This is a genomic window from Serratia sp. J2 (genome assembly GCF_046269175.1).
Lineage (GTDB): Bacteria > Pseudomonadota > Gammaproteobacteria > Enterobacterales > Enterobacteriaceae > Chania > Chania fonticola_C.
Window position 1 is genome coordinate 1 of record NZ_JBKABN010000036.1, and the last position, 25,149, is coordinate 25,149.

The window sequence follows — 25,149 nt, forward strand, 5'->3', positions numbered from 1 at the left end:
CGACGTCAGCGGAAATGCACGGTAAGACTATCGGCTGGCATCTGAATACTCATCACTATCAATAAATATGCGTCACGACCGTTGATTCCGAGTTTGAATAGGTGTAACTCTAAACAATTGGTTAGTAGGAATTAATAGTGACTGCATACTTTTTACACCTAACTTTCTTAAGGCAATCCGCTTATAATGCCCTACCAATTTAGAACTAATAGATAACATTTGAGCTATCTGTTTATAGCTAAACTCCATTAAAACCCCACTTAGCACCTGCCGTTCACGCAGCGACAAGGGCTTAAGATTTTTTTTATTATACAAATAAAGCTCTGAGTCTTTATCAACAATGAGTTCATTAATCTGTCTAGTAATAAATGACAAAGAATTTTGTGTGTCGATAAATCCTATCCGACTACTGGTCTCCTGCAAGTAATCTATCAGACCAGAATTTCTGTACACGTCTATAATTATAAGTATTCGATGCTGATGATTTTCTTTGTATATAATATCAATCAAAGATAAAACATCTATTACGGTATAATCTACTCCTTGCAAGGAGAGAATGATCAAATTGGGTTTGTTTTCCGAAAGCAAATGCAAATTGCATTGATGTATTTTTTCCGTACTAAGCACTTCGCAGTTTGCTGGTAAAAGCCCAATCAGCCCCGACCGGGTAAATTGACATGGGTGTAAAATAGTAGCATGCGTAATACTCATTTTTAAATCCTTAAATATTTCACGTGTTATCCATAACAGATATATTGATAAGATATTATTGCAAATTTAACCAAAAAAAATATAGAAACAAAATAAAACAACACATTAAAATCCAAAAGCCAGTAATAAACCAGATGCTCAGTCTATGATATCATTCACTTCAAGCAAGCCAACAAGATCGATTACGCTATTAATGTTCAACTTTCCTAATATATTCCTTTTGTGAGAACTCACTGTTTTTTCACTGATATTAAAGAATTTAGAGATCTCATTATTTTTAAGCCCCTTGGATAAAGCGATAGCTATAGAAACCTCTCGCTTTGAAAGCTGACTAAAAACACCCAACTGAACGCCATCACTATGATCACTGTAGCTTGGGAAACAGTTAATGTCGTTAACAATTAAATTAATTGCGTTCAACAATACCTCAAACGAGTGTTTCCTGGAAATAAAACCATTAGCCCCCATCTGGGAAACCCTACGCGAATAAATCCCCTCATTACTTCCAGAGTAAACTAATATCTTAGTATTCTTACACTCTCTTTTTATACTGGAAATCACCTTCATGGTTGACATATTGACATCCAGAATAATTAATCCTGGTTTTTCCTTCATTATCTCCACAAGGAGATCTACGTTATTTTCAGGGTTGCCAACAACTCGCATACCCAAGCGGCTACTGATTAATGTCGCTAGAGAATCACGAACTATAGGATGCTCATCAATAATATAAACTGATGGCTTAATGACTCTATTTATAGTATCCATAAAGAAACCACTACTTGCAGAAAGGACTCATTAAATTTTAATAGCCACTTTTTAAGGAACAGCAAATCATCTGAAATCTGCTATTGATAATTGATATCAATAGTTGCCGTTGCATTTGCAGTTCCACTGCTGGAACTCTGCGCATTTGCCGTCCTGTAATAGTTAGCCGTGAACCGAATAACATCTGAGGTCACACTACCCACCGCATCACCTACGGCAAGTGCAGACGAGGTGTTTGCTACACCAAATTTAACGGGTTGGTATTGCCCACCAGACGGCCCAAAAGGTAATGATTTAAGCTGAAGTGCAAACCCTTTTGCCACATTACTGCCACTGAATGCAATCAAGCCAAGCGTATTACTAGGATCATTGATGGTATCAGCCTGACCGGCATTAACTCGATAAGTGACTGCGGTTTTCGGCAAGCAACGCAGGCCAATTTGGAATGATACCGGTGTCGTGGTCGCCCCCACATTCTGACTGGAAAATTCAGAGGAAATCCGGTTACCCATATTTACTGTTTTAAACAGATCGCTGGAAACAATGCCGCAGGTACGGACCGAAAAATTCACATGGTCAACATATAAGTTAAAATAAAAGTCATCATAAGCGGTTTTATCCGAACTGGTATAATTAACCATCCGAAATCGCATATAGTGCAGGAGACCACCTGTTCCCCAAGTAAACGAACCGGCTACGGCGTTAGCCGTTTGATACCCCTGAAAACCCACATTCTGGATCCCAAAATCCTGCATACGGATCACCACCGGGTTGGTAGGTGTTGCGTTGGCAGCCAGGATAAAAGGTGCACCCAGAGTATTAGTACCTGCGGCACCGGTAAACCAGACCTTATCCCCGGCCGGGCTGTTGTACCACATTTCTGCAGAATAGTAATAGTTGCCACTACCATAGGCGGTGGTCTGCTGCATATTCGGATAACCCTTATTGGTAAACCGGGTATCTGGAATCAAGTGTGTTTGTAACACCGGAGTGACCTGCACGGGTGCTGTACAGGTCAAGCTCCATGCAGCACTGCCGCTGTTCGATGATGGCGTGGCATAAGTGCTATTCATCGGGGCGGGGTATTTACCATCATTCACGGCGACTATACCGTTTGCCGAGGGCACCTCTACGTAGGGGCTCAGTACTGGAATGCCAGGGGTATAGACACAGGCTCTTACGGCCAGGGCCTGCTGGGGTAACAAGCCAGACAATAAGGTGATAAGCAATACTCTCACTGCCCGTTCATTACGTATGATTTTTAATAAAAATAGTTTCATCTTTGTTCTCTGGCCACTTATTTCATGGGGGTACATGGCAGGGATAATTGGCGCATCCCATGGTTTTTGTCAGTCGCTTTCTCTTTGGCAAAATGATAGCGAATACGGCACTGGCCGGTTAAATCGGAGCGCCAAGAGACAAGCAGCAGGCCATCATCATTCAAGCCACTGGCATACAGTACGCCACCCTGACCAACCATACCGACATTATTTCCCTTCTCATCCACAACCATTGCTCCCATAGGTAAAGGTTCACCATCAGGTGTCGTACTTTCGATGAACGCCTTATTTCCTGAACGGGTATCGAATTTAACTTTGACGATTGCGCCACTGTAGGGCACAACTTTGCTACCACTGCTTAAAAGCTCTGTATTTTCAGGCATGCCTTGTGGATCGATATTAATAGTGTTATTGCGATAAGCACTGAGATAAGGCACAATCGCATAACCGAAACGGTCAATAGTGACGCCTGAAATATTTTCCACTCTGGCACCTGCGGCATTTTTTGCCTCTACCAACGCCATGGCATCTGCAGCATATTGCCCCAAAGTCAGCCCACCTGAATGAACAACCGCAGAGCCGGACATCCCCAAGGCATATTGCCGGAAATTTTTTCCCTGGCTGGCTGACACTGATGCCTGACCCATGGAGTGATTTTTAGCCATATTGCCAGACACAGAGCTTTGATTGTGGGAATCAGTACTGCCTGACATTCCATAAGACAGAGAGTTATCCTGCCCCAGTGAGCCATTAAGACCCAGCGTGGTTTGCGACAAGCCTTCGCTATTAGTGTTAAGGCTGGTGGTAACACTATGATATCCATAACGTTCACCCCCAAAGGGGATGCTTAATGTCAGCATATATTGATTTTCGCTTTCGCCTGAATTATTGCTTACTCGCGAAATAGAAGTGCCAACATTCATATTCTTAACTAAAAATGAATATCCTGCCTGATAATTGCTCGATGAGCCTGACCTATCCCAATAGGATAGGATAGAACCAGAAATAAACAGACTACCGTAATCTAAAACTTGTTGACTGATTGCCAGTTCAAAGCGCCCTTTCTGGCGCAGAACATGACTATAATCCAGCTCACGCTGTTGTGCTGCCTCATTGAAGCCATAATAACCCTTATCTGAATAGCGATAGGTCGCTAATGATAAAAACGTTTGGCTAATTTCCAAATACTTGCTATGAGAGGCTTTAACACTCCAACCTCGGCTGTTACCCGATGGCAGGTCTGCCGATGAGCCTGTAATATCAACCCCCAGTGCGCCAAGACGGGTATTGAATGCAGAACCTACTACAGCAGACTGATAATTTTCTGCGAACTGACTCCCTGCATAGGCCGTTATATTATTAGATACCCCACGGGAATAGAGTGCTTGCAAAAATGTAGGTTTGCTACGTAAAATTTGGTTATTCAACTGACCAAAGGTCACAGCATAGCGGGAGCTATTGTCCCGTAATAATGATGCTACCGAAGAGTAAGGTACTGAAAATGTCTGTACCGTCCCATCAGTTTCAGTAACAACCACATCCAGTTCACCGCCATATCCAGTAGGATAAAGATCATCGATCGCAAAAGCGCCAGGAGCAACGGTAGTTTTATTTAGCAAGACTCCTCGCTGGCTTACTTGTACCAGTGCATTGGTACGCGCTACACCACGTACTACCGGTGCAAAACCCTGCTGTGAAGCAGGCAGCATGCGGTCATCGGAAGCAAGTTGGATGCCACGAAAGCTTAAGCTATCGAAGTATTGTCCGGATGTATTGTATTCACCGGCTACCAACATACCCTTAAAGGCTGGTAATGGTCGTTGCAGATAACTGTTCAGCGTTGTCCATTTACTAATACCGTTATTGCTGCTGCTATAGTTGGAATTATTTCTCAGCTGCCACAAACCTAAGTTCACGCCACTATTGAGTAAGGTGAAAAAGTTAGAATTAGTAAGTGCCTGTTGATTACCATTAATACGGGATTCATAATAGTTTGCATTATAATTAATAAAGCCCGCGTTAATACCCGCATCCCACAATGCTTGACTAACGTCCCCTTGAGATTCACGTTGCAAGTAAACCTGCGGGATCGAAAAATCCACAGCCAAGTCTGGCATGTTTATGATATAACTGGCAGTAGGTATCAGTGAGTTGAGTAACACACAGCTGCCGGAGTCTGAATCAAGCGGAACATTTTCAACCTTAAGATCCAGTAATCTTATTAGCTCTTTGCTCAGACAGACTACTTTTTTATTTTCAATATCTTTAATGAGTAAGTTAGCCTTACCCACAAGCTTTTTATTAACCAGAATAGACATACTATAACTACCTGGTGTAATATCATTACCATATGCAAAACGCGCAACATCGACCTTTTCTGAGCCCACTAAGAAACTAGTGTTATATAAGTACGCCTGCCCCTTGGAACTATCCTGCGGTATCACAGATGCATCAGTCCCCCAGGCTGCCCCCACCAGAGTTACATTGGCTAACAATAACACCAGAGCAACTTTAGACGTTAAATTTCTGGCATTTGCTTCATTTATCTGGTCCATAGAGAGAATGTCGTCCTTATATAATTCAAAGCAGGTTATAAAAGTATTTCAGTATATTCCTTTGCACCACCTTGATCGTTAATGAGAAGGTAGTTCAGTTTCATAGGCAATGTACTTTCTGGCACTTTAACCTTGGTACTCAAGGACCCGAATGGTGCGATCATGCCAAAACGTTGTAATGAAACCGACACGGGCTTATTATTCACCATGACATCAACCTGAGAAAAAGACAGATAGTAAGGCGATGTATTTTTACAACTGAGCGTCAGCATCTGCGGTGTCTCTTTGTTGCCAGTACACTGCATCTGTTTAGCCAGCTCATCCGTTTTTGGTGTTGCCAGTTCTGCTGGGCGATAAAATAGTTTTATCCTACTTCTGAATGCCAGCTGTAAACTATTTTCTTTATTATTGGCGTCTGTTGGCGGTATTTCAAAGACATTAACCCAAAATACAGACTCTCTATCTTTTACCGATATGCTGCCATTATAAATTATACGTAATGACTGTCCCTGCTTAGGTTCCATACGAAACATTGGCGGTGTAATAGCAAACGGTGTTTTAGGCATTTTTGCCGACATGGCTGAATGACCATCATCAACCCATGCTTGTACTAGCACTGGCAATGAATTGTCATTTTCAATGCGCAGAGAAACTTCCTGTTTATCGCTAGGAAAGACCACTCGCGTGCCGTGTATAATAACACTAGCAGATGCATAACTGACATAGTTACTTAATACCAATGCCAAGATGATATAGGGATTTGCTTTATTCATATTAGTCTTGTGAAAATCGAAAATGAATAGAGGGGTACCCCCCTCTATATAATAAATTAGCTAACTTACTGGTATGAAAGAGTGTAAGATACTTCAGAATTTGCAGTCCCTACCTCAGCCTCACCAGTTGCGTAATAGGCTGCAACATAGTTCAGTGTCGCATTACCACCAGTCAGCGTAACGAAGGTTTGTGCCGGAATAACACCGTTGACAGGCTGCAAAGCACCCAAGTTGTCATAGAGCGCGATTTCAACATTACTGGCTTCTGAGGTAGCATCCAGATTCAAGCGGCCAGCCGGGTTACCCAACGTCAGAGACTCGAAATGAGCGGCAACCGCGGTGTTACCACCTGTACAGCCTGTCAATTCTATTGCGAAGCTTTTCGCGCCTGCAGTCTGTCCAGAAGTCATCAGGGATGATGCCGGAACATTGCCCAGATTGACTAATTGCGGAGCCGCAACGCCACCATTAATTGAACAGGTGCTTGCAGTGATATTACCGGTGAAATTGACTTGGCCATCCGCAGCACTTGCTAAATGGGAGGCACCAGCCAAGATGAATGATAATGCTAATGCAATTTTTTTCATTTAAAATACCATTTAAGAAGTAAGTTTCCCTATAATCTATTGACTAGATCATATCATTTGAGTCATTCCCTAGCGAACTAGGGAGTATTAATAACTCAACACCCCGACAAAGCAGAACACACTTAGCCTTGAATGCCTGACTATAATAGTTATCTTTTCCTATTTGTGTATAGATATGAATCCCCCATTTTGGGGTAAGCCTTTTCCTGAATTTTTCTAGGATTTTACTTATTTTTTACTCAGAACACCGTTATAAAATATACCATCCCATTGTTTTTGTTATATTTATAACGATATATCCGTTGTATTTATATTAATTGATAAGCATTCGTATTTGTCAATATAGTTATATCATGTTCCAATATACCGTGGATCCGTTCGATATAGGATACAGATGTCATTGCAACGCCGGTTTTACCTGACGCTGACTGAAAATAGGAGCATTTATCTACTCAGATACAGATGGTAAGGTAAGTTTAGGCGTTATAAATCATGGTAGTTTCAGTATCCGCATCTAAACCGGCCCATTGTCGGTAATGCTTATCGATCAGGGCAAAGAAGTCTCCTAATTGGTCAACGATGCCAATCCCCCCGTCTTAACGGTCAGTTTATTTCAAGACGGTAAATGTTTTAGCCACAATCAAGCTGATTTTTCCGGTGGCTAAAACCCTTGATGCAGCCAGCGTAGTAGACCTGAAAACTGCTGAACGGAGTAACAACCTATTGGTGGATAGTATCTTTTGTGGCAATCGCAGGCCAGGTAGTCGAAGTCTGAGTTCTCACATCTGTTGAGCCAGTATTGCTGAAAGCGCCACAAACAGCTGTTTGATTTTCTTCATGTTAACCCACCCAACTTAAAGACCACGTGATATCACCTTCATAAGAGTGATATGCACTTTCATGTCAGCGGCTAGCCCCCTTCGTCTACTACCTATCTATTTTCACTACTATATATATTGAACCGCTCGTTATAGCTTAACGAGAGATTAATTTGGCTGTTACGGCCTATTTTTAACATACCACTTACAATTAAAACTAATTTCATATACTTGCAGCGCGTACCTATCAACATTTGCTTTGTCCTATGCCGATTGATATATTATGCTGTTTTAGTTAAATAAATAAAATTAATTACCACACCTAAATTGATTTGCGGGATTAAAATGTCATTTTTTGTTAAATAATAAAATATATACCCAATTGACATTTACCTCAGTATCATAAGCAGGGATAATAAGAATCGATTATGATCTGATGATAATAAAAATTGAACGTAAAACACTGGGTTATCAGTCATAGTCAGAAGTAATAGTTTGATAAATTACTGGGAACTGCCTAAGTTCAGTCGCTGTACTGTAGGAAAGGGTGATTGGGTCACTATAGAGGAAAGATGACGACTACCTAAATGGTCTTGACAGCTATTATCTCACGACTGCAAGTCAGTCATAACGAGAGTTGTATGAGAGCACATTATAGCTTGAGGCCCCACATGAAACGGGCATTAAATATACAATAGATAACACTATTTTCGATACCATTAGTATATTTTATCTAATCTTTCTCTTGAGCCCCCCTCCAGGGGACGTTGAAGAGTTTTTATCGGTTCCAATTTTCAATCCATCCATACTTAATTTTAAAAATCACTTTAAATGGATGTTTATTGAAGTATTTAGCACTGCAAAAATCAATGTAAATAGATTTTATTATGCTAAGGTGTGGAACTAACAAACTTGCCTATGTGTTTAACGAGTTATAACTTTAAACTTATTGATTTTTAATGTTAAATCTTGCTCTGAGGTACCTTGGATAAAATAAGGGACCAATGAGAGTCGATAATCGGGTATTTTTAATTTGTAATTTTAGGTGGATAACTTGAATATTTATTTATTTTCAGAAGATATGTTTTTCCATGCCGGTTTAAATGATTTAGTAGAAAAGAAATACGGAATTTCAGTTAAACTCATTACCATTAGAATGATGATGAATTCACGTAAAAATGGTTTTATAATGGAAGATGATGTATTTATGATAGCCGCTGGCGGCTTTAATTTTACAATGTCTATATTAGTGATGCTAAATTATTTTTGTTGTCGTGCATATATACTCCCCTATGATAGAAATGGATTACTAAATACTAATTTATTTTCTTCATTCTTATCCTGCAAGGTAGACGAAAATTACATTACAAGCATAGTTAAAGGACACGTTATATCAAATCTTCCTAAAATATGTAAATTGAGTTATAAAGAGGCAAGCATTTTAAGCTATAGACTTCAGGGAATAGATGTATACAATCTGAGCCGACTGTTAGCAGTGAGCATAAAAACAGTTTACACTCAGCAAGAAAATGCTCTAAAAAAACTAGGTGTTAGAACACTCTCACATTTGCATATGATCTGAACCGTTGGCTTTTTTCATATTAAACAAGTCAGCCAGAAGATAAAAACATGATTTAAACAGCCAATAAGGTGGTATTTGAAATAAATTAGCGTTATTCCTGAAATAATTCTGGATAATTTTCACCGCCCCATTAAAATTATTTTTTGTTGGCGATGAACGGAGCATATTCTGTACATCCGCTCTACATTTCTTGTTACAAAACGAGTTTGGTAACAGATTAAGCAACTATTAAATGCCGCTAATCGCATTAGATTTTTGCTACACCGGGTCTAAATGATACCATTTACTTAAAAAAACAGCATAATTCTATAAATGAACTATAATGATAATAACCATTAGAAATCATAATGCTTAAATTGGGTTAATAAGTCGGTTTTATTATATATGGTTTTGGAGTAGTATTATGGCCCTTGACGTTCAGTTGAATAAGTCAGTCGTTATTATTGAGGATCACCCATCAGTGCGTTTTGCACTTAGAACCATCCTGTCAACAGAAAATAATATTGATGTTATTGGTGAGGCAAGTAATGGCCAAGAAGGTATATTAGCTGTCAAAAAGCTAAAGCCTGACCTAATTATACTTGACTTAATCCTACCTGACACCAACGGTCTCGAGCTTGTTTTCAACATTAAGAATCATGCCGCAAACTCAAAGATATTAATTTTTTCAAGTCATGATCCGCGTATTTACGCTGAAAAACTAGCCGCAATAGGGTGTAATGGATATATCAGTAAGAGTTGCACCACGGAGGAAATATTGAGCATGGTACGTTCAGTACTTGCTGGATATAACTGTTTCCCTTCGAATTCTCAATGGAGTAAAGAAGTTAAGACCTCTGACACTGGCGACATAGTTAATAGATTGACACATCGAGAACTCACAATTTTTATTGCTCTAGCTAAAGGGCAGAGTAATATAGGCATTGCACAGGCATTAAATATAAGTGAAAAAACGGTTAGCACTCACAAACTAAATATAAAGAAAAAACTTAACCTTAATAGTTCTGTTGAGATAGCTTCATTCGCCATACTTCATGGCTTAATCAATGGAGGCTGATTTATTATAGAGTTTCAGAAGGAGGTATTTTATGAACAACGCTAAAATAAATTTTATTTTTATGTTTTTAGCTATTTTTAGTGTTAGTACTTCTTTTAAGGTCACTGCTGTCGAAACCCTAAAAAAACAGCCATTAACTAAAATTGAAACGGCAACCGCCTCCTTTCCAGCAACCAAATTGATAAAAGAGTGTTGTTTGTCAAGCTATTCACCTTCCCTCCTAAACCCTGAGAGTTACCTATTCAGGGATGCAAAAAAATCGGAACAAAAAATTATTTTCAATCAGGATGAACAAGATTGGATAAAATCTCACCCGATAATATTTTATAGTATCACCAATGATGAGACACCGTTATCTTTTTCCTCAACTACAGGTACGCCCGCAGGCTTTGCTGCTGAAAAACTTAATGATCTAGGTCAGCGTATTGGTGTCGTTTTTCAGGGCCGGTTAAGGCGCACACAGCAAGAGTTGTTCACTGATATTCAACAAGGGAATAGCACATTTATACCTTATATCTATAAAATGCCTAAAGATAAACCTGACTTACTGTCGCTAACTATCCCCTACAACTATTCATTGCTAGTCATCATCTCACGTAAAGGAGGGCCACACTTTGAGAGTATGGCAGCCTTAAAGGGAAAGATTATTGCGTTAACAGCATCACCCAAGCGCGTATTACTAGAGGAATTCAAGTCTTTTCCGGTCAATATGACATTACAATCAAAAACATCAGATGCTTTAAACCTATTAACCCAAGGTAATGTCGATGCGGTCGTCGCTGATTTTACTCTTGCAAGTTACGAGATTTCACATAACTACCAGAATGAATTGGTGATTGATGGGCCCGCATTACCTCCCCCTAGCTATATTCCTTACAGTATAGGTGTCGCTAAAGGCCAACCTGAGTTTCTGAGTATAATGAACAAAGTGATACTGGGATTGCCAACTAATTACTTTGAATTCAAACAACAGTATGATGCCAACTCACCTTTTCCAGAGAAATCATTCCTTTGGAATCAAAATAAATTCCTTGTAGGTGCCACTGTTGTTTTTATTATTATTTTATTCTCTTTGTTCTGGATTAAATTATTGTGGATACAGGTAAAAAAAAGAAAGAGCACGGAAATAAAATTACTGGATGAACTGTCTTTTCAACGAGTACTGTTTGATAACTTACCATTAGCAATGTTTGTCGTGAAAGCTGATTTTCAAATAGAATCAGGCAATCCAGCTTTTATGGAGCTATTGCAAATCCCAGCCTCCGATGCTGATGAACCCACTCTCTTCATACTTAATGAGCATCCCCATTTCTTCACTCAACTCAGAGAGATCTATTATCAATCGAAGGATACCGGAAAAGCCTGTTTTAAAGACTTGAGTTTTACTACCGAACATGAAACCAGTCATTTATATACCTGGAGCATTCCTTTCTATAACAGCCTTGGCGATATTGTGGGTATGTTAAGCGGTTGGCTGGACATCAGCGAACGTACACGTCTTGAGACAGCGCTGCGCCAGGCTAAGGAACTCGCCGACAAGGCGAATCGTGCCAAGTCAACTTTCCTGTCTACGATAAGTCACGAAATTCGTACCCCGTTGAACGTGATCATTGGCATGTTGGAATTGCAGCTACACAGTAATGAATTAGCGCTGCAACAACGCAATGAATTGATAATTGCCAATGAATCTTCTCAACATTTATTAATGCTTATTGATGATCTTCTGGATTTATCCAAGATTGAAGCAGATAAAATGGTTTTGCAACCACAACCTGTTTGTCTGTCTGAACAGCTTGGATTGTTAGAACGGATGTTTTCTCCTATGGCCAAGAGTAAAGGTCTTGATTTTATTTTGGAGTTCAACGGAGATGCGACAGATTGTTGGCTACTGGCGGATCCTTTGCGACTGCGCCAGATCTTAGCCAACCTGCTGTCTAATGCGGTGAAGTTTACCCGGCAAGGAAAGATTACCTTCCAATGCACGGCCAATAGAAAACCTGATAGCGATTCCATAACAGTAACATTCGAAGTTAGTGATACGGGCGTAGGGATTGCAACATCGGACATTCCAAGATTGTTCTCACCATTTACTCAGATTGAGGATACTGCAAGATATGCCGGAGGCACCGGTTTAGGTTTAACCATTAGCAGACGCCTATTGGATATGATGGCAGGCTACATTACGTTGAACAGCGAACTGGGTAAAGGTACACAACTGCATGTCTGTGTCACATTTCCTGCGGTGCAACCCGTTGAGAATGCTTTGCCAATTGACGCAGCCACTTCGGTGCAATCATTGCCGGAGTCTCCCCCGATACTCATCGTTGACGATCATTCTGCTAATAGAATATTGCTATCTACTCAATTGCAGCAACTCGGTGCCAACGTCACGACTGCAAATGACGGGGTACAAGCTCTGGAATTGATGGCTAATAATAAATTTTCCTTAATCATCACCGATGTCGCTATGCCAATAATGTCAGGAATGACGTTGGCAGAAAAAATACGCCAGCGTGAAGTCATACGAGGAGAAACCAGAGTCCCGATCGTTGGTTTAACTGCTTTTGTAGAACCTGAAATATTTGGCGAGGCAATAGCTGCGGGGATGGATCTTTGTTTACGTAAGCCTATAGGTCTGGCGAAATGGGCCGAAATATTGCCACAGTTTTGTCTATCCCCCCTTAACCCCAGCACTGAACTTTCTTTAGAGCAAGGTCTACAACAACGTTTACTGGAAGCTTTGGCAAATCAGCAATCTGCAGTCGCGATATTCTTGCAGTCACTTTGGCAAAGTACGTTGGCCGATCGACTCGAAGCACAACTTCACCGGCAGAATGGGGATTGGCTGTTACTATCTGAAACCATACATAGACTCAAAGGCCCATTTAGTTTTATTCATCAAGATGACATTGTGAGCATATGTAATCAATTAGATGCCCTGTGTCGCGAAAATGCGCCAAACCCGGACGCAATCTCACAGGCTCTGACATTTTTGGCGCAACAGCTTGATGACTTTAAGAGCCAGCTAGACAAACTTGGATATCTCAACCTTGAGTAAACAGATGGTTCACAGCTTGGTCATTTATCTGTTGAACTCTGGTGGGTAACGCTGAAAAATAGCGCAGTCCATCCGCCAGAATGATCACTAGAAATTTACGCAGGCCGTTATGACTGAAACAACCTGGCATCTCTATATGCTGCGAATGCCAAGCGGGATGCTGTACACCGGGATCACGACAGACGTCGCCCGGCGAGCGGCGCAGCATCAGGCCGGTAAAGGGGCCAAAGCCCTACGTGGCAAAGGGGAGCTGGAACTGGTATTTCACTGTCAGGTGGGGGATCGCTCAATGGCGTTGCGGCTGGAGTATCGGGTGAAGCAGTTGAGCAAAAAGCAAAAAGAGGAGCTGATAGTTAATCCGCCCCTCTCATTGGAATACCTACTGCCGGTAGTTAAAAGCGACTAAAGGGCGCAGAATACTCCACCAGCCCATTCACACCGCTCAGTGCATCTTCCGCCAACGGATAAACCTGGAATGCGGCTTCCGTTCCTGGCCAGCGGCAATGCAGATCGAACTGGGCAGCCGTTTTAAAGCCGAAACGCCCGTAGTAAGCCGGTTCGCCCAGCACCACTACGGCGGCATAGCCGAACTCATTCAGCGCATCCAGCCCTTCGTAAACCAGCTTTTCTGCCAGCCCTTGGCGACGCAGGCTTTCCTCTACTGCCAACGGCGCGAGTCCAACCCATTGGCGATCTTCGCCCGCAACGTCAACCGGGCTGAAAGCGGCATAACCGACCACGCCGCCCTCTTCGTCGGTAGCAACGATGCCCAGCGTCAACAACCCGTCTTCACGCAGTTGTTGCACCAGATCGGCTTCGTCATCACGGCCAAAGGCGTTACGCAGCAGCGCATCAATACCTGCGGCATCCACCGGTATTTCAACGCGGATCAACATGGCTGCGGCACACGGGAAGTTTGCACCGTGCCCTCCTGCAAACCGGCTTCCACAAAGTCCGCTAATCGCAGCAACCCAACGCGTAACGGCGTAGGCATCGCATCCAGATCGATAGCGTCCATCAGATTTTTTACATACAGGCCCAATTCGGTATCTCCTTCAATCTGCAACCGACGCTGGAAAAACAGCGTGTCGGGATCTTGCTTGCGTGCCGCAATCAAAATCAGATCGTTGGCTTCGCCGCTGAAGCTGACGTCTGCCTCAGCCTGTTGGCTCACCACCAGCCTATCGTTTTCTACCGTCATAAACCATTGCAGTGCCAGATCGCGTACTTCAATCTTCAACCAGCGCGATTCGAGAAATTCTAAATCCCCCTCAGCCAGCGCCTGACGGAACTGCCAGCTCAGCACCTGTTGCAAAACCTGACGCTGCAGAGCAAACGGCGTGAATTTTAACGGTACGCGCAACAGCGACGGCCCTTGACGCACAATACGTGCTCGTAGTTTTTCCAACACTGTTATTCACTCCTTTCCACTCAGTCTGAGGTTATTTTGCCACATTGCGGCTACGCGTAACCGGTCTATATCAACAAATGGTGCAATTAACGCTCATCTTGCCCTACAGATTTCAAGTTACCGCTTGAATATCAATACGCCAGAAGCTGCCTCAAATCAAAGCTTGTTAACCTCGGGTTCACTAAAATTGTCTCCCCATTTACATCATTGCCAGGCGAATCAATGGCCCGGCAACGTTTATCACAGCGTATACCTGGCCAGGTGTATAGCTGGAATCAGGATAGATCTATGGAGCTGCTTTGCCCCGCTGGCAACCTGCCGGCCTTGAAAGCCGCGGTAGATAATGGCGCAGATGCCGTTTACATCGGCCTGAAAGACGATACCAATGCGCGCCACTTTGCCGGGCTGAACTTTACCGAGAAGAAGCTGCAGGAAGCGGCAGACTATGTGCACCGGCATGGCCGCAAGCTACATATCGCCATCAACACCTTTGCTCACCCCGATGGCTATGCCCGCTGGCAGAGAGCCGTGGATATGGCCGCCCAGTTGGGTGCCGACGCGCTGATCCTGGCAGATTTGGCAATGCTGGAGTACGCAGCGGAACGTTATCCGCAGGTGGAGCGCCATGTTTCGGTGCAAGCCTCTGCGACCAATGAAGAAGCCATCCGTTTTTATCAACGCCACTTTGATGTGGCCCGCGTGGTGCTACCGCGCGTGCTGTCGATGCACCAAGTGAAGCAATTATCGCGCACCAGCCCGGTGCCGTTGGAAGTGTTCGCCTTTGGCAGCCTGTGCATCATGGCCGAGGGGCGGTGTTATCTCTCCTCTTATCTGACCGGGGAATCGCCTAACACCGTGGGCGCCTGCTCACCAGCCCGCTTTGTACGCTGGCAACAAACGCCACAGGGGATGGAATCTCGCCTGAATGACGTGCTGATCGATCGCTATCAGGACGGCGAAAACGCCGGTTACCCAACGCTGTGCAAAGGCCGCTATCTGGTGGATAACGTGCTCTATCACCCGCTGGAAGAACCCACCAGCCTGAATACGCTGGAGCTGCTGCCGGAGCTACTGGCTGCCAATATTGCCTCAGTGAAGATTGAAGGCCGTCAACGCAGCCCTGCCTATGTCAGCCAGGTTGCGCGCGTCTGGCGCCAGGCCATAGATCGCTGTATGGCCAACCCGGCTGGCTATCAAGCCGACGCCGCCTGGATGGAAACGCTCGGCGCAATGTCCGAAGGTACCCAGACCACGCTTGGCGCGTACCACCGCAAATGGCAGTAGGAGAAACCATGAAATATGCATTAGGCCCGGTGCTCTACTACTGGCCAAACAGCGAGATAGAGGCCTTTTATCAGCAGGCGATGAGCAGCAGTGCCGATATCATCTATCTTGGCGAAAGCGTCTGCACCAAACGGCGTGAGATGAAAGTAGCTGACTGGCTGGCGCTGGCACAGGAGATCGCCAAATCTGGCAAGCAGGTGGTAATTTCCACTTTGGCTTTGCTACAGGCACCTTCAGAGCTGAATGAGCTGAAGCGTTATGTGGAGAACGGCGAATTCCTGATCGAAGCCAACGACCTTGGTACGGTGAATATGGCTGCCGATCGCGGTTTGCCGTTTGTCGCCGGGCATGCCCTCAACTGCTACAACGCCTACACTCTGCGTCTGCTACACAAGCAGGGCATGATGCGCTGGTGCATGCCGGTAGAGCTTTCACGGGACTGGCTGGTCAATTTACTGCAGCAATGTAATGAATTGGGGTTCCGCCAAGGATTTGAAGTGGAAGTGTTGAGTTACGGCCATTTACCACTGGCCTATTCGGCGCGCTGTTTTACTGCCCGCTCAGAAAACCGGGGCAAGGATGAATGCGAAACCTGCTGCATCAAATATCCGCAGGGGCGAATCGTCAATTCTCAAGAGAACCAACAGGTGTTTGTGCTCAACGGTATCCAGACCATGAGCGGCTACTGCTACAACCTGGGCAACGAACTGACCAGCATGCAGGGGTTGGTGGATATTGTACGTCTATCGCCACAGGGCGAAGAAACACTGGCGATGCTCGACAGCTTCCGGGCTAATGAGCAAGGCAAGCAGCCACTGACGTTAACCGACCATGCCGAATGCAACGGCTACTGGCGGCGCGTAGCCGGGTTGGAACTGGTGCAGTAATCACTATGGGGCCAGCATTCTGGCCCCATGATTATCAGGAAGTCCGACGTTTACGAAATAGATTACGCAGCCCCACGCGGTTACGCACGGCTCCAACGCCAATACCAATCAGCGTATAAATCGCCCCCAATAACAGCAGCATGGCGACGTCCCCGCCGACATCACGCAGCGATAGCCCCATCTGATTCACGCCAGCAATGGCTTTGGTCGCCCAGGTTGAGGGGATCATCGAGGAGATCGCCCTGACCCACTGCGGCATCGCTTGCAGCGGCCAGATGGTACCGGAAAGGTAAAACACCGGGGTGGTGATAAACGACAGCGTCAGGTAGATCATCTCCACGCTGCGCAAGCATTCGGTCACCAGCTTGCCTAGCCCAAGCACCGCAAGCAGGAACGGGAAGGTCAGCAGCAAGATCTCGGGGATTGCTGCAGTCTGACGATAGCCCAAGACCCAGGGCCACAACACAAATAACACAATCGACAAGAACAGCCAGATCGGCAACAGGGCCGATAGCCCCCCCAGATAAACAGGAAGCGACGGCTTACCGCCCGGCGTTCCTTTCAACACAATGCTGACGCGCACGCAGGCGATCAGCAGCGAGTGCTGCAATAACATCACCAACAAACCTGGGAAGATAATCGCCGCAAAGCTGATGCCGGGGTTAAATACGTCTAGCGTTTGGCCTTGGATCGGCATCAGTATGACCTGGGCTTGCCGTTCGCTGAAACCACTGCGCATCAATAGTGAGGTGTTGTACTGGCCGAGCAACTGCTGGTAGGCCGCCACTACGTCCTGCTGGATCTGGCCGTTCGCCAGCCGGTTGGTGGCATCACCGAACACCGGGATCTCGATGTTTTTGCCGTTGAGGATCTTCTTCTCCAGATCCACCGGCATGATGATCACCGCAAACAGTTTGCGCCAACCCAGATCGCGTTTCGCCTCATCCAGGCTGTCGTAGGTTTGGATGGCGATCTTCGGGGTGGCATCCAACTGGCGGATAAGCTGGCGGCTGGCGGTGCTGTGATCCTGATCGATCACCCCCACCGGTAGATCCCACACGGTGCGGTTGGCATAAACCATGCTCATGATGCACAGCGACAGGATCAGCATCAGCCACATCGGCCGTTCCAACATGCTCGTCAATACTTTGCGGAAAGTGAGCCAATAGCTTTTCATCCCACCGTCTCCTCTTTTGCCAGCCGCTTCAGCAGCCGTTTACGCACCAACAGTGCGGTCACCAACGGGTAGACCACTAACAGCGCACATACGCTGAGGATGGCGCTGGCGGGCACCTGCCGCAGGAAGACGTCGAACATGGCGTACAGCGCGTGGGTAAGAGGCTCGATATTGGAGATGATACGCGCCGGTAGCGGCATGGAAAGCTCGGGCACTGCCATGCCAGAGAAAGTCAGTGCAATGCTCACCAACATGCCAATCAGGGTGTAGGCGGTAATGGCACTGCCGGTAAAGGTATACAGCAACAGGCCGATGCTTTGTGCCGCCATCACGTAGAAGAAGCCAATCATCAGCATAAACAGCGGGTTGCCGCTGACGCGAGCGTCAAAAATGCCCACCAGCGCGGCAATCTCTACCATCAGCAAGGTAGTAAAGCACAGAGTATAGGGAGCCAGTTTCCCCAACAGTGCCAGACTAAAGGGTTTGGCTTTCAGCAAAGATTTACTGCGTGCCATCACGTAAATCATGCAGGTAACTACAAACAGCTGCAGCATATGAATGGTGGCGGCAAACTGCTGATAATAGATATAACTGCCGCTGGCATTGAACAGGCTGCCGTAGTTGAGAGTGACATCCGCCAGCGGCGGCAGCGACTTGCCCATGGCCCCGGCAATGATCGAGCGGTAATTGGCGTTGGCCTCGGCCATCAGGCCGCTGAAATCCTGAGTAGAATACAGCCCAGCACCGTAAAACAGCGCGTTGTAATAGAGCACCACGCTCGGCTGATTGCCCGCCAGCGCGTCCGCCTCAAAATCGGCCGGGATAGACAGTAAAGCATAATCTTGCGCGCTACGCAGACGGCGCAACGACTCATCAAGACCGCCGTCATAGGCTTGCACATGGGCATGAGAACCCGCATCCAGCTTGCGGATCAGGTTTTTGGATAGCGGGCTGTGATCGTTATCCACCACCGAAACCGGCAGATCGAGCAAGGTCCCTTCCGAGAAGTTACTGCTGATCAGGCCAAACAGGATCAACGGGAAGATCCACCCCAGCCAGTGAACCACCGGCCGGCGAAAAGCGATGCGGCACTCGTTACTGAACGCGTGGCTGAAGCAGCGCCAGCCTGCCCTTACTCTTTCCATTGCCATAAGGTGCTCATCCCTGGGCGCAGGCCATCTATCGGCTGCGACGGATACAAACGAACTTCAAAGGTTTTCAGATCAAAGTCACCGGTCGCTCGTGTGGCACGCTTGGTGGCGTAATCCCCCAACGGGGCGATATAGCGCACTTCGGCCTCGATCGTTTGGTCTTTCAACGCTGGGACGCGCAGTTGGACCTTATCCCCCTTGCGGACGTGAGCCAGAATATCTTCCCGCAGGTTAAACACGAAATAGGCATCCGGTACGCGGATCAGCGTCATCAACGGGCTAGAGGCGTTGAGCAGCTCACCGACTTCAGCCGGGATCGGCCCCACTTCGCCATCAACCGGAGCTTTAACCAGGAGATCGTCGGTCTGGGCCTGAATTTCTAGCAGATCTTGTTCAGTCGCCCGCAGGGCTGCTTCATATTTCTGCCGCAGTTCGATGCGATCGCCATTGATGCCCTCGTCCAAATTGGCTTTGGCAGCCTGCACCTGTTGATAGGCGGTATCACGCGCACGGCGTGAACTGTCCAACTCAGATTTGGATACGTAGCCTTTGCTGGCGACGCTCAGGTTACGGTCGTAATCGTGTTGGGCATTCTGGTATTGTGCCTCGGCCTGTGCCAGGTTGGCACGCAGGTTACGGATGCTTTCTTCACGGGTGCCATGCAGCGATTCATCCAACTGTGCTTGGGCCTCATCCCGCGAAGCCTGCGCCGAACGTAGCTGGGCTATCAGTTCCGGACTCTCCAACCGCAGCAGCAGTTGCCCGGTTTTCACATCGTCCCCACGCTCTACCAGGCGCTCTATCACCCGGCCCTTGGCTTTGGAAGCGACGATCACTTCGGGGGCATCCACTTCGCCCTGCAACAACAAATCCTGATTATGCGCGCGGAATAGCACCGCCATGGCGATAGCTATCCCCATCAGCAGCAGGGTAAACAGCGTCTTCTTTTTCATTACTTCAGCCCCTTGAACATCAGCGTGCAAACAAAAACCATCATAGCTGTAAAAAACCCATTATTCTCATAAGGATATTGCGAGCACATATATCCCCTTTTATAACCGTATTTTCGATTATGCTTTTAACACTAAAAGCATAATCGCTTTTTTAGTTGCAGATCCCTGCAATCGCCCTTTAAGCGATCAACCTGATAAGCACAATGGACGATGAAATGACTGAACACACACGGGTACCACTTTCGGTACTGGATTTATCCCCGATCCCTCAGGGAGCCAAGGCGCGCGACGCATTTCACTGCTCGCTGGATTTGGCGCAACATGCCGAAAAGTGGGGCTATCAGCGCTACTGGCTAGCGGAACACCACAATATGACCGGCATCGGCAGTGCGGCGACGTCGGTATTACTCGGTTATTTAGCCTCCGGCACCCAGAGCATTCGCCTCGGTTCAGGCGGCGTGATGCTGCCAAACCATGCGCCGCTGGTGATCGCCGAACAGTTCGGCACTTTGGAGTCACTCTATCCTGGGCGTATCGATCTGGGTCTTGGCCGAGCACCGGGTACCGACCAGCGCACCATGATGGCGCTGCGACGCCACCTCTCAGGCGAGGTAGACAACTTCCCGCGTGACGTACAGGAACTGCAACATTACTTTGGCGAAGTACAACCGGGGCAAGCGGTACAGGCCGTGCCGGGCCAAGGGCTACATGTACCAATCTGGCTGTTGGGCTCCAGCCTGTACAGCGCACAATTGGCGGCACAGCTCGGCCTGCCGTTTGCCTTCGCCTCGCACTTTGCGCCAGATATGCTGTTCCAGGCACTGAATGTGTACCGTGAGAACTTTACGCCGTCTGAGCAGTGCCAGCAGCCACACGCGATGGTGTGTGTCAACGTGGTCGCCGCAGACAGCGACCAAAACGCCCGCTTCCTGTTTACCTCCATGCAGCAGCAGTTTATCAACCTGCGCCGTGGCTCGCCTGGTCCACTGCCGCCGCCGGTCGATAATATCCACGCGCTGTGGACCGCAGGCGAGCAGTATGGCGTGGATCAGGCTCTGCGCATGTCGATCGTCGGTAGCGAAAGCACCATCCGCCATGGCCTGCAAAGCCTGCTGCGCGAGACGGCTGCGGATGAGATCATGGTTAACGGCCAGATTTTCGATCATCAGGCGCGTTTACGGTCGTTTGAGATTGTTGCCGGGGTGAAAGGCGATTTAGTGAAGGGATAGGGGTTATATATTGGTGACGCCCCTCACCCTAACCCTCTCCCACAGGGAGAGGGAACCGATCGAGTATGTTTGAAATTAGTGTGATTCACCTTGGATGAGAAAGCGATCGGGTTTGCTGGGATTATCTCTTTACGGCCAAACGAGCAGGGGCTATCAGCTCCCTCTCCCTTCGGGAGAGGGTTGGGGTGAGGGGCTCAGCGCTGGATCAGGTAGCGAATGGTTGGCCCATCCTGCTGAATATCCAGCACCTTGTAGCCATGGTTACGGGCATCGAGCGGGATATTATTGATCGACTGCGGGCAGTCACTGATCACTTCCAGTATTTCGCCCGGTTTCAGCTGCGGCATAGCCTCTAACGTGGCCACCGCCGGATAAGGACAAGGCTCTCCCACCATATCCAACCGGTAATCCGGCACGATCTCGGTCTGTTTCATACTTCACTCCTTAAGTTCACCACCTGCGCATCTGGCTTGGCACGGAAAAAGCGTTTCTCCCACCACAGCATCGCGGCAAAGGCGATGGCCAGTAACAGATAAGTCACCAGCAAACCACCGATCGGCCCGAAGGTGTCTAGCAGGTTAATCTTGTCGTAGTTGGTCGCCAAGGTTGGCGCCAGATCGTCCCAGTAGTAGGCTAACAGCGTGGCGCCGATAATGTTGCCCAACCCCACCCACCAGTAATGGACCTGTCCTTCCACCGCACGATACATCCAACCGGTTTCGCAGCCGCCAGCCAGCACAATACCGAAGCCAAACAGCAGGCCGCCCAGTACCGCGTTGGGTCCGGCCCACATGATCTTCGGCGAAACGCCCAGTTGCACATAGCTGAAGATGCCGATGGCGCTGACCGCCATGCCGATAATGATCGCTTTAGCCATATGCGTACGGCCTGTGATCCACAGATCGCGGAACGCCGAGGTAAAGCAGATCTGCGCCCGTTCAATCAGCAGGCCAAAACCGATACCAAACAGCATGGCGATACCGAGTTTCGGCGCATCAAACAGCGTCCATAATGACCAAGCCACCATGAGGCAGAAAACCACCATTCCCAAACGGAAACGACGGCGTGCCTGCTCAGGTTTTTGCGTCAACGGTGAGGCCGCTTTCACTCTTTGCAGCTTGACCGGAATACGGAACATCGGCAGCAAGGTGAATTTGGCACCAAAGTAAGAACCGGCCGCCGTTGCCAGCGCAAAAAACCAGGCATGTAGCGAGAACTGTGGAATACCGGTAAAGAAGGCCGCCAGGTTACACCCCATCGCTAAACGCGCGCCAAAACCGGCAATAATGCCGCCCAGCAGCGCTTGTGCAATGCGGATGCGGTGCTGCGGCATACGTAATTTGATGTTATTGGCCCACAGCGCGGCGGCGATGCAACCCGCAAACATACCAATAATCATGCGCCCATCGATACGATCGAGTGGTGTGCCCTGTAGGCCGATCACCTTAAAGTAGCCCCACTGCTCGGGATGAAAGCCAAACCACTGCAAGATATGGCCCCCCCAGCGGGTAAATTCGCCGGTTACCGCCCAGAAGGTGCCGGTCATGCCGAAATAGTAGGTCGAGAGGATCCCGGCTGCGATCACCGCCGGTAAGGGTGCCCAAAAGCGCACCAGGTATTGAGATTTGAATTGTTGCCAGTTCACGGCAGCTCCTGTGCATCCGTAAGATAAACCTTGCGAATGATACGCCCTTTAGCAGTATTAACTGAGATACCAGGCAAAAAAAAACCAGTCCGAAGACTGGTTTTTAAGCTGATTAACCGTAAACGGTCAAATCAATGGTTATGCATCACCGAAACGGCGACGTGGTGCGGCAGGAGCTGCTGCATCGTCACGGCGTGGTGCTGGCTTGTCACGGTTGAAGTTACCGCCACGGCGTTCGCCACCGGCAGCATTACCGCCTTCACGACGCTCACCGAAAGAACGACGTGGTGCTGGTGCACCTTCGCGACGCTCGCCGTTGAATGGACGGGCACCGCCACGGCGCTCACCACCGTTACCACCGGCAGGACGCTCACGACGTTCATGCGGCTGTGCATCGCCCAGCAGTTGCATGTTCATCGGCTTGTTCAGAATGCGGGTGCGAGTGAAGTGATTCAGGATCTCGCCCGGCATGCCTTTTGGCAGCTCGATGGTGGAGTGGGAAGCAAACAGCTTGATGTTACCGATGTAACGGCTGCTGATGTCACCTTCGTTAGCGATCGCGCCAACGATATGACGAACTTCCACGCCGTCATCACGGCCAACTTCAATGCGGTACAGCTGCATTTCACCCACGTCACGGCGTTCGCGACGTGGACGCTCAGCACCAGCTTCACGGCTGTCTGGACGTGCGTCACGACGACGGTCGCTACCACGTTCGTCACGATCGTTGAACTCACGACGTTGACGTGGTTTGAACACTGGATCTGGTGGCAGGATCAGAGGACGTTCGCCCTGTGCCATTTTCAGCAGTGCAGCGGCCAGCGTTTCCATATCCAGGTCTTCACCCGGCTGCAGCTTAGCCAGCAGCGCACGGTACATATCCAGATCGCTGCTTTCCAGCTGCTGCTGAACTTTAGCGGCGAACTTGGCCAGGCGGCGCTCACCCAGCAGATCTGCGTTTGGCAGTTCTACTTCAGGGATGGTCAGCTTCATGGTGCGTTCGATGTTACGCAGCAGGCGGCGTTCGCGGTTTTCTACGAACAGCAGCGCGCGGCCAGCACGGCCAGCACGACCGGTACGGCCGATACGGTGAACGTAAGACTCTGAATCCATAGGGATATCATAGTTTACGACCAGGCTGATACGCTCAACGTCCAGGCCACGAGCGGCAACGTCGGTGGCGATCAGAATATCCAGACGGCCACTCTTCAGACGCTCCAGGGTCTGCTCACGCAGCGCCTGGTTCATGTCACCGTTCAGTGCGGCGCTGTTGTAACCACTGCGCTCCAGCGCTTCGGCCACTTCCAGGGTCGCATTTTTGGTACGTACGAAGATGATCGCCGCGTCAAAGTCTTCAGCTTCCAGGAAACGCACCAGCGCTTCGTTTTTACGCATGCCCTGCACGGTCCAGTAGCTCTGGCTAATGTCCGGACGAGTGGTGATGCTGGACTGAATGCGCACTTCCTGTGGATCTTTCATGAAGCGACGGGTAATACGACGGATCGCTTCCGGCATGGTTGCAGAGAACAGCGCGGTCTGATGTTCAGCCGGGATCTCAGCCATGATGGTTTCTACGTCTTCGATAAAGCCCATGCGCAGCATTTCGTCGGCTTCGTCCAGAACCAGGCCTTTCAGGCCAGAAAGGTTCAGGGTGCCACGTTTCAGGTGATCCAGCAGACGGCCCGGAGTCCCTACTACGATTTGCGGGCCCTGACGCAGAGCGCGCAGCTGCACGTCATAACGTTGGCCACCGTACAGGGCCACCACGTTAACGCCATGCATGTGCTTGGAGAAATCGGTCATGGCTTCAGCGACCTGAACCGCCAGTTCGCGGGTTGGAGCCAGTACCAGGATTTGTGGTGCTTTCAGGGCTGCATCGAGGTTGTGCAGCAGGGGCAGCGAGAACGCCGCAGTTTTACCACTACCGGTCTGCGCCATGCCCAGCACGTCGCGGCCGTTCAACAGGTGAGGAATACACTCAGCCTGGATCGGTGATGGTTTTTCGTAGCCCAGATCGGTCAGGGCAGCAATGATCGGAGCAGACAGCCCCAGGTCAGCAAAAGAGGTTTCAAGCTCAGTAGTCATGTACACGTGCCTCATTAATAATGGCAGCCAGTCTACATAACTCGTCGAGAAAATTTTCAGTCATTTTCATTGAAAAGTGTGAACCGGCTCAAATTAGATTATAAAACAGACAAAAAAGCCCTCGCCCGTTAAGGCGAT

22 protein-coding genes are annotated in these 25,149 nt (G+C 47.7%); 7 read left to right on the forward strand and 15 right to left on the reverse strand.

Annotated features, from left to right (window positions below):
* Positions 1-72 precede the first annotated feature (72 nt).
* From ACKWMY_RS25105 to ACKWMY_RS25130, 6 genes are all read right to left on the reverse strand, one after another.
* The gene (locus ACKWMY_RS25105) at positions 73-711 is read right to left on the reverse strand and encodes a helix-turn-helix domain-containing protein (protein WP_409487281.1); all 639 of its coding nucleotides are present in this window, start codon (positions 709-711) and stop codon (positions 73-75) included.
* Between the two features lie 138 nt (positions 712-849).
* On the reverse strand, positions 850-1,479 hold the full coding sequence (locus tag ACKWMY_RS25110) for a response regulator (RefSeq protein ID WP_409487282.1): 630 nt from the start codon (positions 1,477-1,479) through the stop codon (positions 850-852).
* 80 nt (positions 1,480-1,559) lie between these two features.
* Positions 1,560-2,759, reverse strand: coding sequence for a fimbrial protein (locus ACKWMY_RS25115; protein ID WP_199063856.1), 1,200 nt, complete (start codon positions 2,757-2,759; stop codon positions 1,560-1,562).
* Positions 2,760-2,776: 17 nt separating this feature from the next.
* Complete coding sequence (locus ACKWMY_RS25120) at positions 2,777-5,314, reverse strand: fimbria/pilus outer membrane usher protein (protein WP_409487283.1); 2,538 nt, start codon at positions 5,312-5,314, stop codon at positions 2,777-2,779.
* 35 nt (positions 5,315-5,349) lie between these two features.
* Complete coding sequence (locus ACKWMY_RS25125; protein WP_074031594.1) at positions 5,350-6,087, reverse strand: molecular chaperone; 738 nt, start codon at positions 6,085-6,087, stop codon at positions 5,350-5,352.
* A gap of 65 nt (positions 6,088-6,152) precedes the next feature.
* Positions 6,153-6,674: a fimbrial protein gene (locus ACKWMY_RS25130; RefSeq protein WP_074031595.1), complete on the reverse strand. Its 522-nt coding sequence runs from the start codon at positions 6,672-6,674 to the stop codon at positions 6,153-6,155.
* Positions 6,675-8,546: 1,872 nt separating this feature from the next.
* Here ACKWMY_RS25130 and ACKWMY_RS25135 point away from each other — a divergent pair.
* The 4 genes from ACKWMY_RS25135 (at position 8,547) to ACKWMY_RS25150 (ending at position 13,595) form a co-directional block, all read left to right on the forward strand.
* Complete coding sequence (locus ACKWMY_RS25135) at positions 8,547-9,074, forward strand: LuxR family transcriptional regulator (protein ID WP_261160649.1); 528 nt, start codon at positions 8,547-8,549, stop codon at positions 9,072-9,074.
* A gap of 403 nt (positions 9,075-9,477) precedes the next feature.
* Complete coding sequence (locus ACKWMY_RS25140) at positions 9,478-10,131, forward strand: response regulator transcription factor (protein ID WP_029711170.1); 654 nt, start codon at positions 9,478-9,480, stop codon at positions 10,129-10,131.
* Between the two features lie 31 nt (positions 10,132-10,162).
* Positions 10,163-13,189 carry an ATP-binding protein gene (locus ACKWMY_RS25145; protein ID WP_409487284.1) on the forward strand — a complete coding sequence of 1,009 codons (3,027 nt, stop codon included), beginning with the start codon at positions 10,163-10,165 and terminating at the stop codon, positions 13,187-13,189.
* Positions 13,190-13,298: 109 nt separating this feature from the next.
* Complete coding sequence (locus ACKWMY_RS25150; protein WP_024529059.1) at positions 13,299-13,595, forward strand: GIY-YIG nuclease family protein; 297 nt, start codon at positions 13,299-13,301, stop codon at positions 13,593-13,595.
* On the opposite strand, the gene ACKWMY_RS25155 is transcribed toward ACKWMY_RS25150, so the two are convergent.
* The gene (locus tag ACKWMY_RS25155) at positions 13,582-14,085 is read right to left on the reverse strand and encodes a GNAT family N-acetyltransferase (protein ID WP_024529060.1); all 504 of its coding nucleotides are present in this window, start codon (positions 14,083-14,085) and stop codon (positions 13,582-13,584) included. The two genes, ACKWMY_RS25150 and ACKWMY_RS25155, sit on opposite strands and share 14 nt — an antisense overlap.
* On the reverse strand, positions 14,079-14,600 hold the full coding sequence (locus ACKWMY_RS25160) for an SCP2 domain-containing protein (RefSeq protein WP_309047422.1): 522 nt from the start codon (positions 14,598-14,600) through the stop codon (positions 14,079-14,081). Before ACKWMY_RS25160 ends, ACKWMY_RS25155 begins: the two co-directional genes overlap by 7 nt.
* A 288-nt stretch (positions 14,601-14,888) precedes the next feature.
* On the opposite strand from ACKWMY_RS25160, the gene ACKWMY_RS25165 reads away from it, so the two are divergent.
* Positions 14,889-15,884, forward strand: a complete 996-nt coding sequence (locus tag ACKWMY_RS25165) for a peptidase U32 family protein (RefSeq protein WP_021179065.1) — start codon at positions 14,889-14,891, stop codon at positions 15,882-15,884.
* A gap of 8 nt (positions 15,885-15,892) precedes the next feature.
* On the forward strand, positions 15,893-16,771 hold the full coding sequence (locus ACKWMY_RS25170) for a U32 family peptidase (RefSeq protein ID WP_409487285.1): 879 nt from the start codon (positions 15,893-15,895) through the stop codon (positions 16,769-16,771).
* 34 nt (positions 16,772-16,805) lie between these two features.
* Here the strand turns inward: ACKWMY_RS25170 and ACKWMY_RS25175 are convergent, their stop codons facing one another.
* Genes ACKWMY_RS25175 through ACKWMY_RS25185 form a run of 3 tightly spaced genes read right to left on the reverse strand, consistent with a single transcriptional unit; the run spans position 16,806 to position 20,052 of the window.
* Positions 16,806-17,948 carry an ABC transporter permease gene (locus ACKWMY_RS25175; RefSeq protein WP_409487286.1) on the reverse strand — a complete coding sequence of 381 codons (1,143 nt, stop codon included), beginning with the start codon at positions 17,946-17,948 and terminating at the stop codon, positions 16,806-16,808.
* Positions 17,945-19,099 (reverse strand): ABC transporter permease, encoded by a 1,155-nt coding sequence (locus tag ACKWMY_RS25180; RefSeq protein ID WP_024529063.1) that lies wholly within the window; start codon positions 19,097-19,099, stop codon positions 17,945-17,947. Before ACKWMY_RS25180 ends, ACKWMY_RS25175 begins: the two co-directional genes overlap by 4 nt.
* Positions 19,081-20,052 carry an HlyD family secretion protein gene (locus tag ACKWMY_RS25185; RefSeq protein WP_024529064.1) on the reverse strand — a complete coding sequence of 324 codons (972 nt, stop codon included), beginning with the start codon at positions 20,050-20,052 and terminating at the stop codon, positions 19,081-19,083. Before ACKWMY_RS25185 ends, ACKWMY_RS25180 begins: the two co-directional genes overlap by 19 nt.
* Positions 20,053-20,255: 203 nt before the next feature.
* Here ACKWMY_RS25185 and ACKWMY_RS25190 point away from each other — a divergent pair, with 203 nt between their 5' ends.
* On the forward strand, positions 20,256-21,281 hold the full coding sequence (locus ACKWMY_RS25190; RefSeq protein ID WP_024529065.1) for an LLM class flavin-dependent oxidoreductase: 1,026 nt from the start codon (positions 20,256-20,258) through the stop codon (positions 21,279-21,281).
* Positions 21,282-21,475: 194 nt separating this feature from the next.
* Here the strand turns inward: ACKWMY_RS25190 and yedF are convergent, their stop codons facing one another.
* The 4 genes from yedF to yrbN all read right to left on the reverse strand — a co-directional run bounded on the left by yedF (position 21,476) and on the right by yrbN (position 25,081).
* Positions 21,476-21,715 carry a sulfurtransferase-like selenium metabolism protein YedF gene (yedF, locus tag ACKWMY_RS25195; RefSeq protein WP_021179059.1) on the reverse strand — a complete coding sequence of 80 codons (240 nt, stop codon included), beginning with the start codon at positions 21,713-21,715 and terminating at the stop codon, positions 21,476-21,478.
* Positions 21,712-22,926: a selenium metabolism membrane protein YedE/FdhT gene (gene yedE / locus ACKWMY_RS25200; RefSeq protein WP_024529066.1), complete on the reverse strand. Its 1,215-nt coding sequence runs from the start codon at positions 22,924-22,926 to the stop codon at positions 21,712-21,714. The genes yedF and yedE overlap by 4 nt, the downstream gene beginning before the upstream one ends.
* A 138-nt stretch (positions 22,927-23,064) precedes the next feature.
* Positions 23,065-25,011, reverse strand: a complete 1,947-nt coding sequence (locus ACKWMY_RS25205) for a DEAD/DEAH family ATP-dependent RNA helicase (RefSeq protein ID WP_024529067.1) — start codon at positions 25,009-25,011, stop codon at positions 23,065-23,067.
* Positions 25,001-25,081, reverse strand: coding sequence for a protein YrbN (gene yrbN / locus ACKWMY_RS25210; RefSeq protein WP_096335046.1), 81 nt, complete (start codon positions 25,079-25,081; stop codon positions 25,001-25,003). The genes ACKWMY_RS25205 and yrbN overlap by 11 nt, the downstream gene beginning before the upstream one ends.
* Between the last annotated feature and the right edge of the window lie 68 nt (positions 25,082-25,149).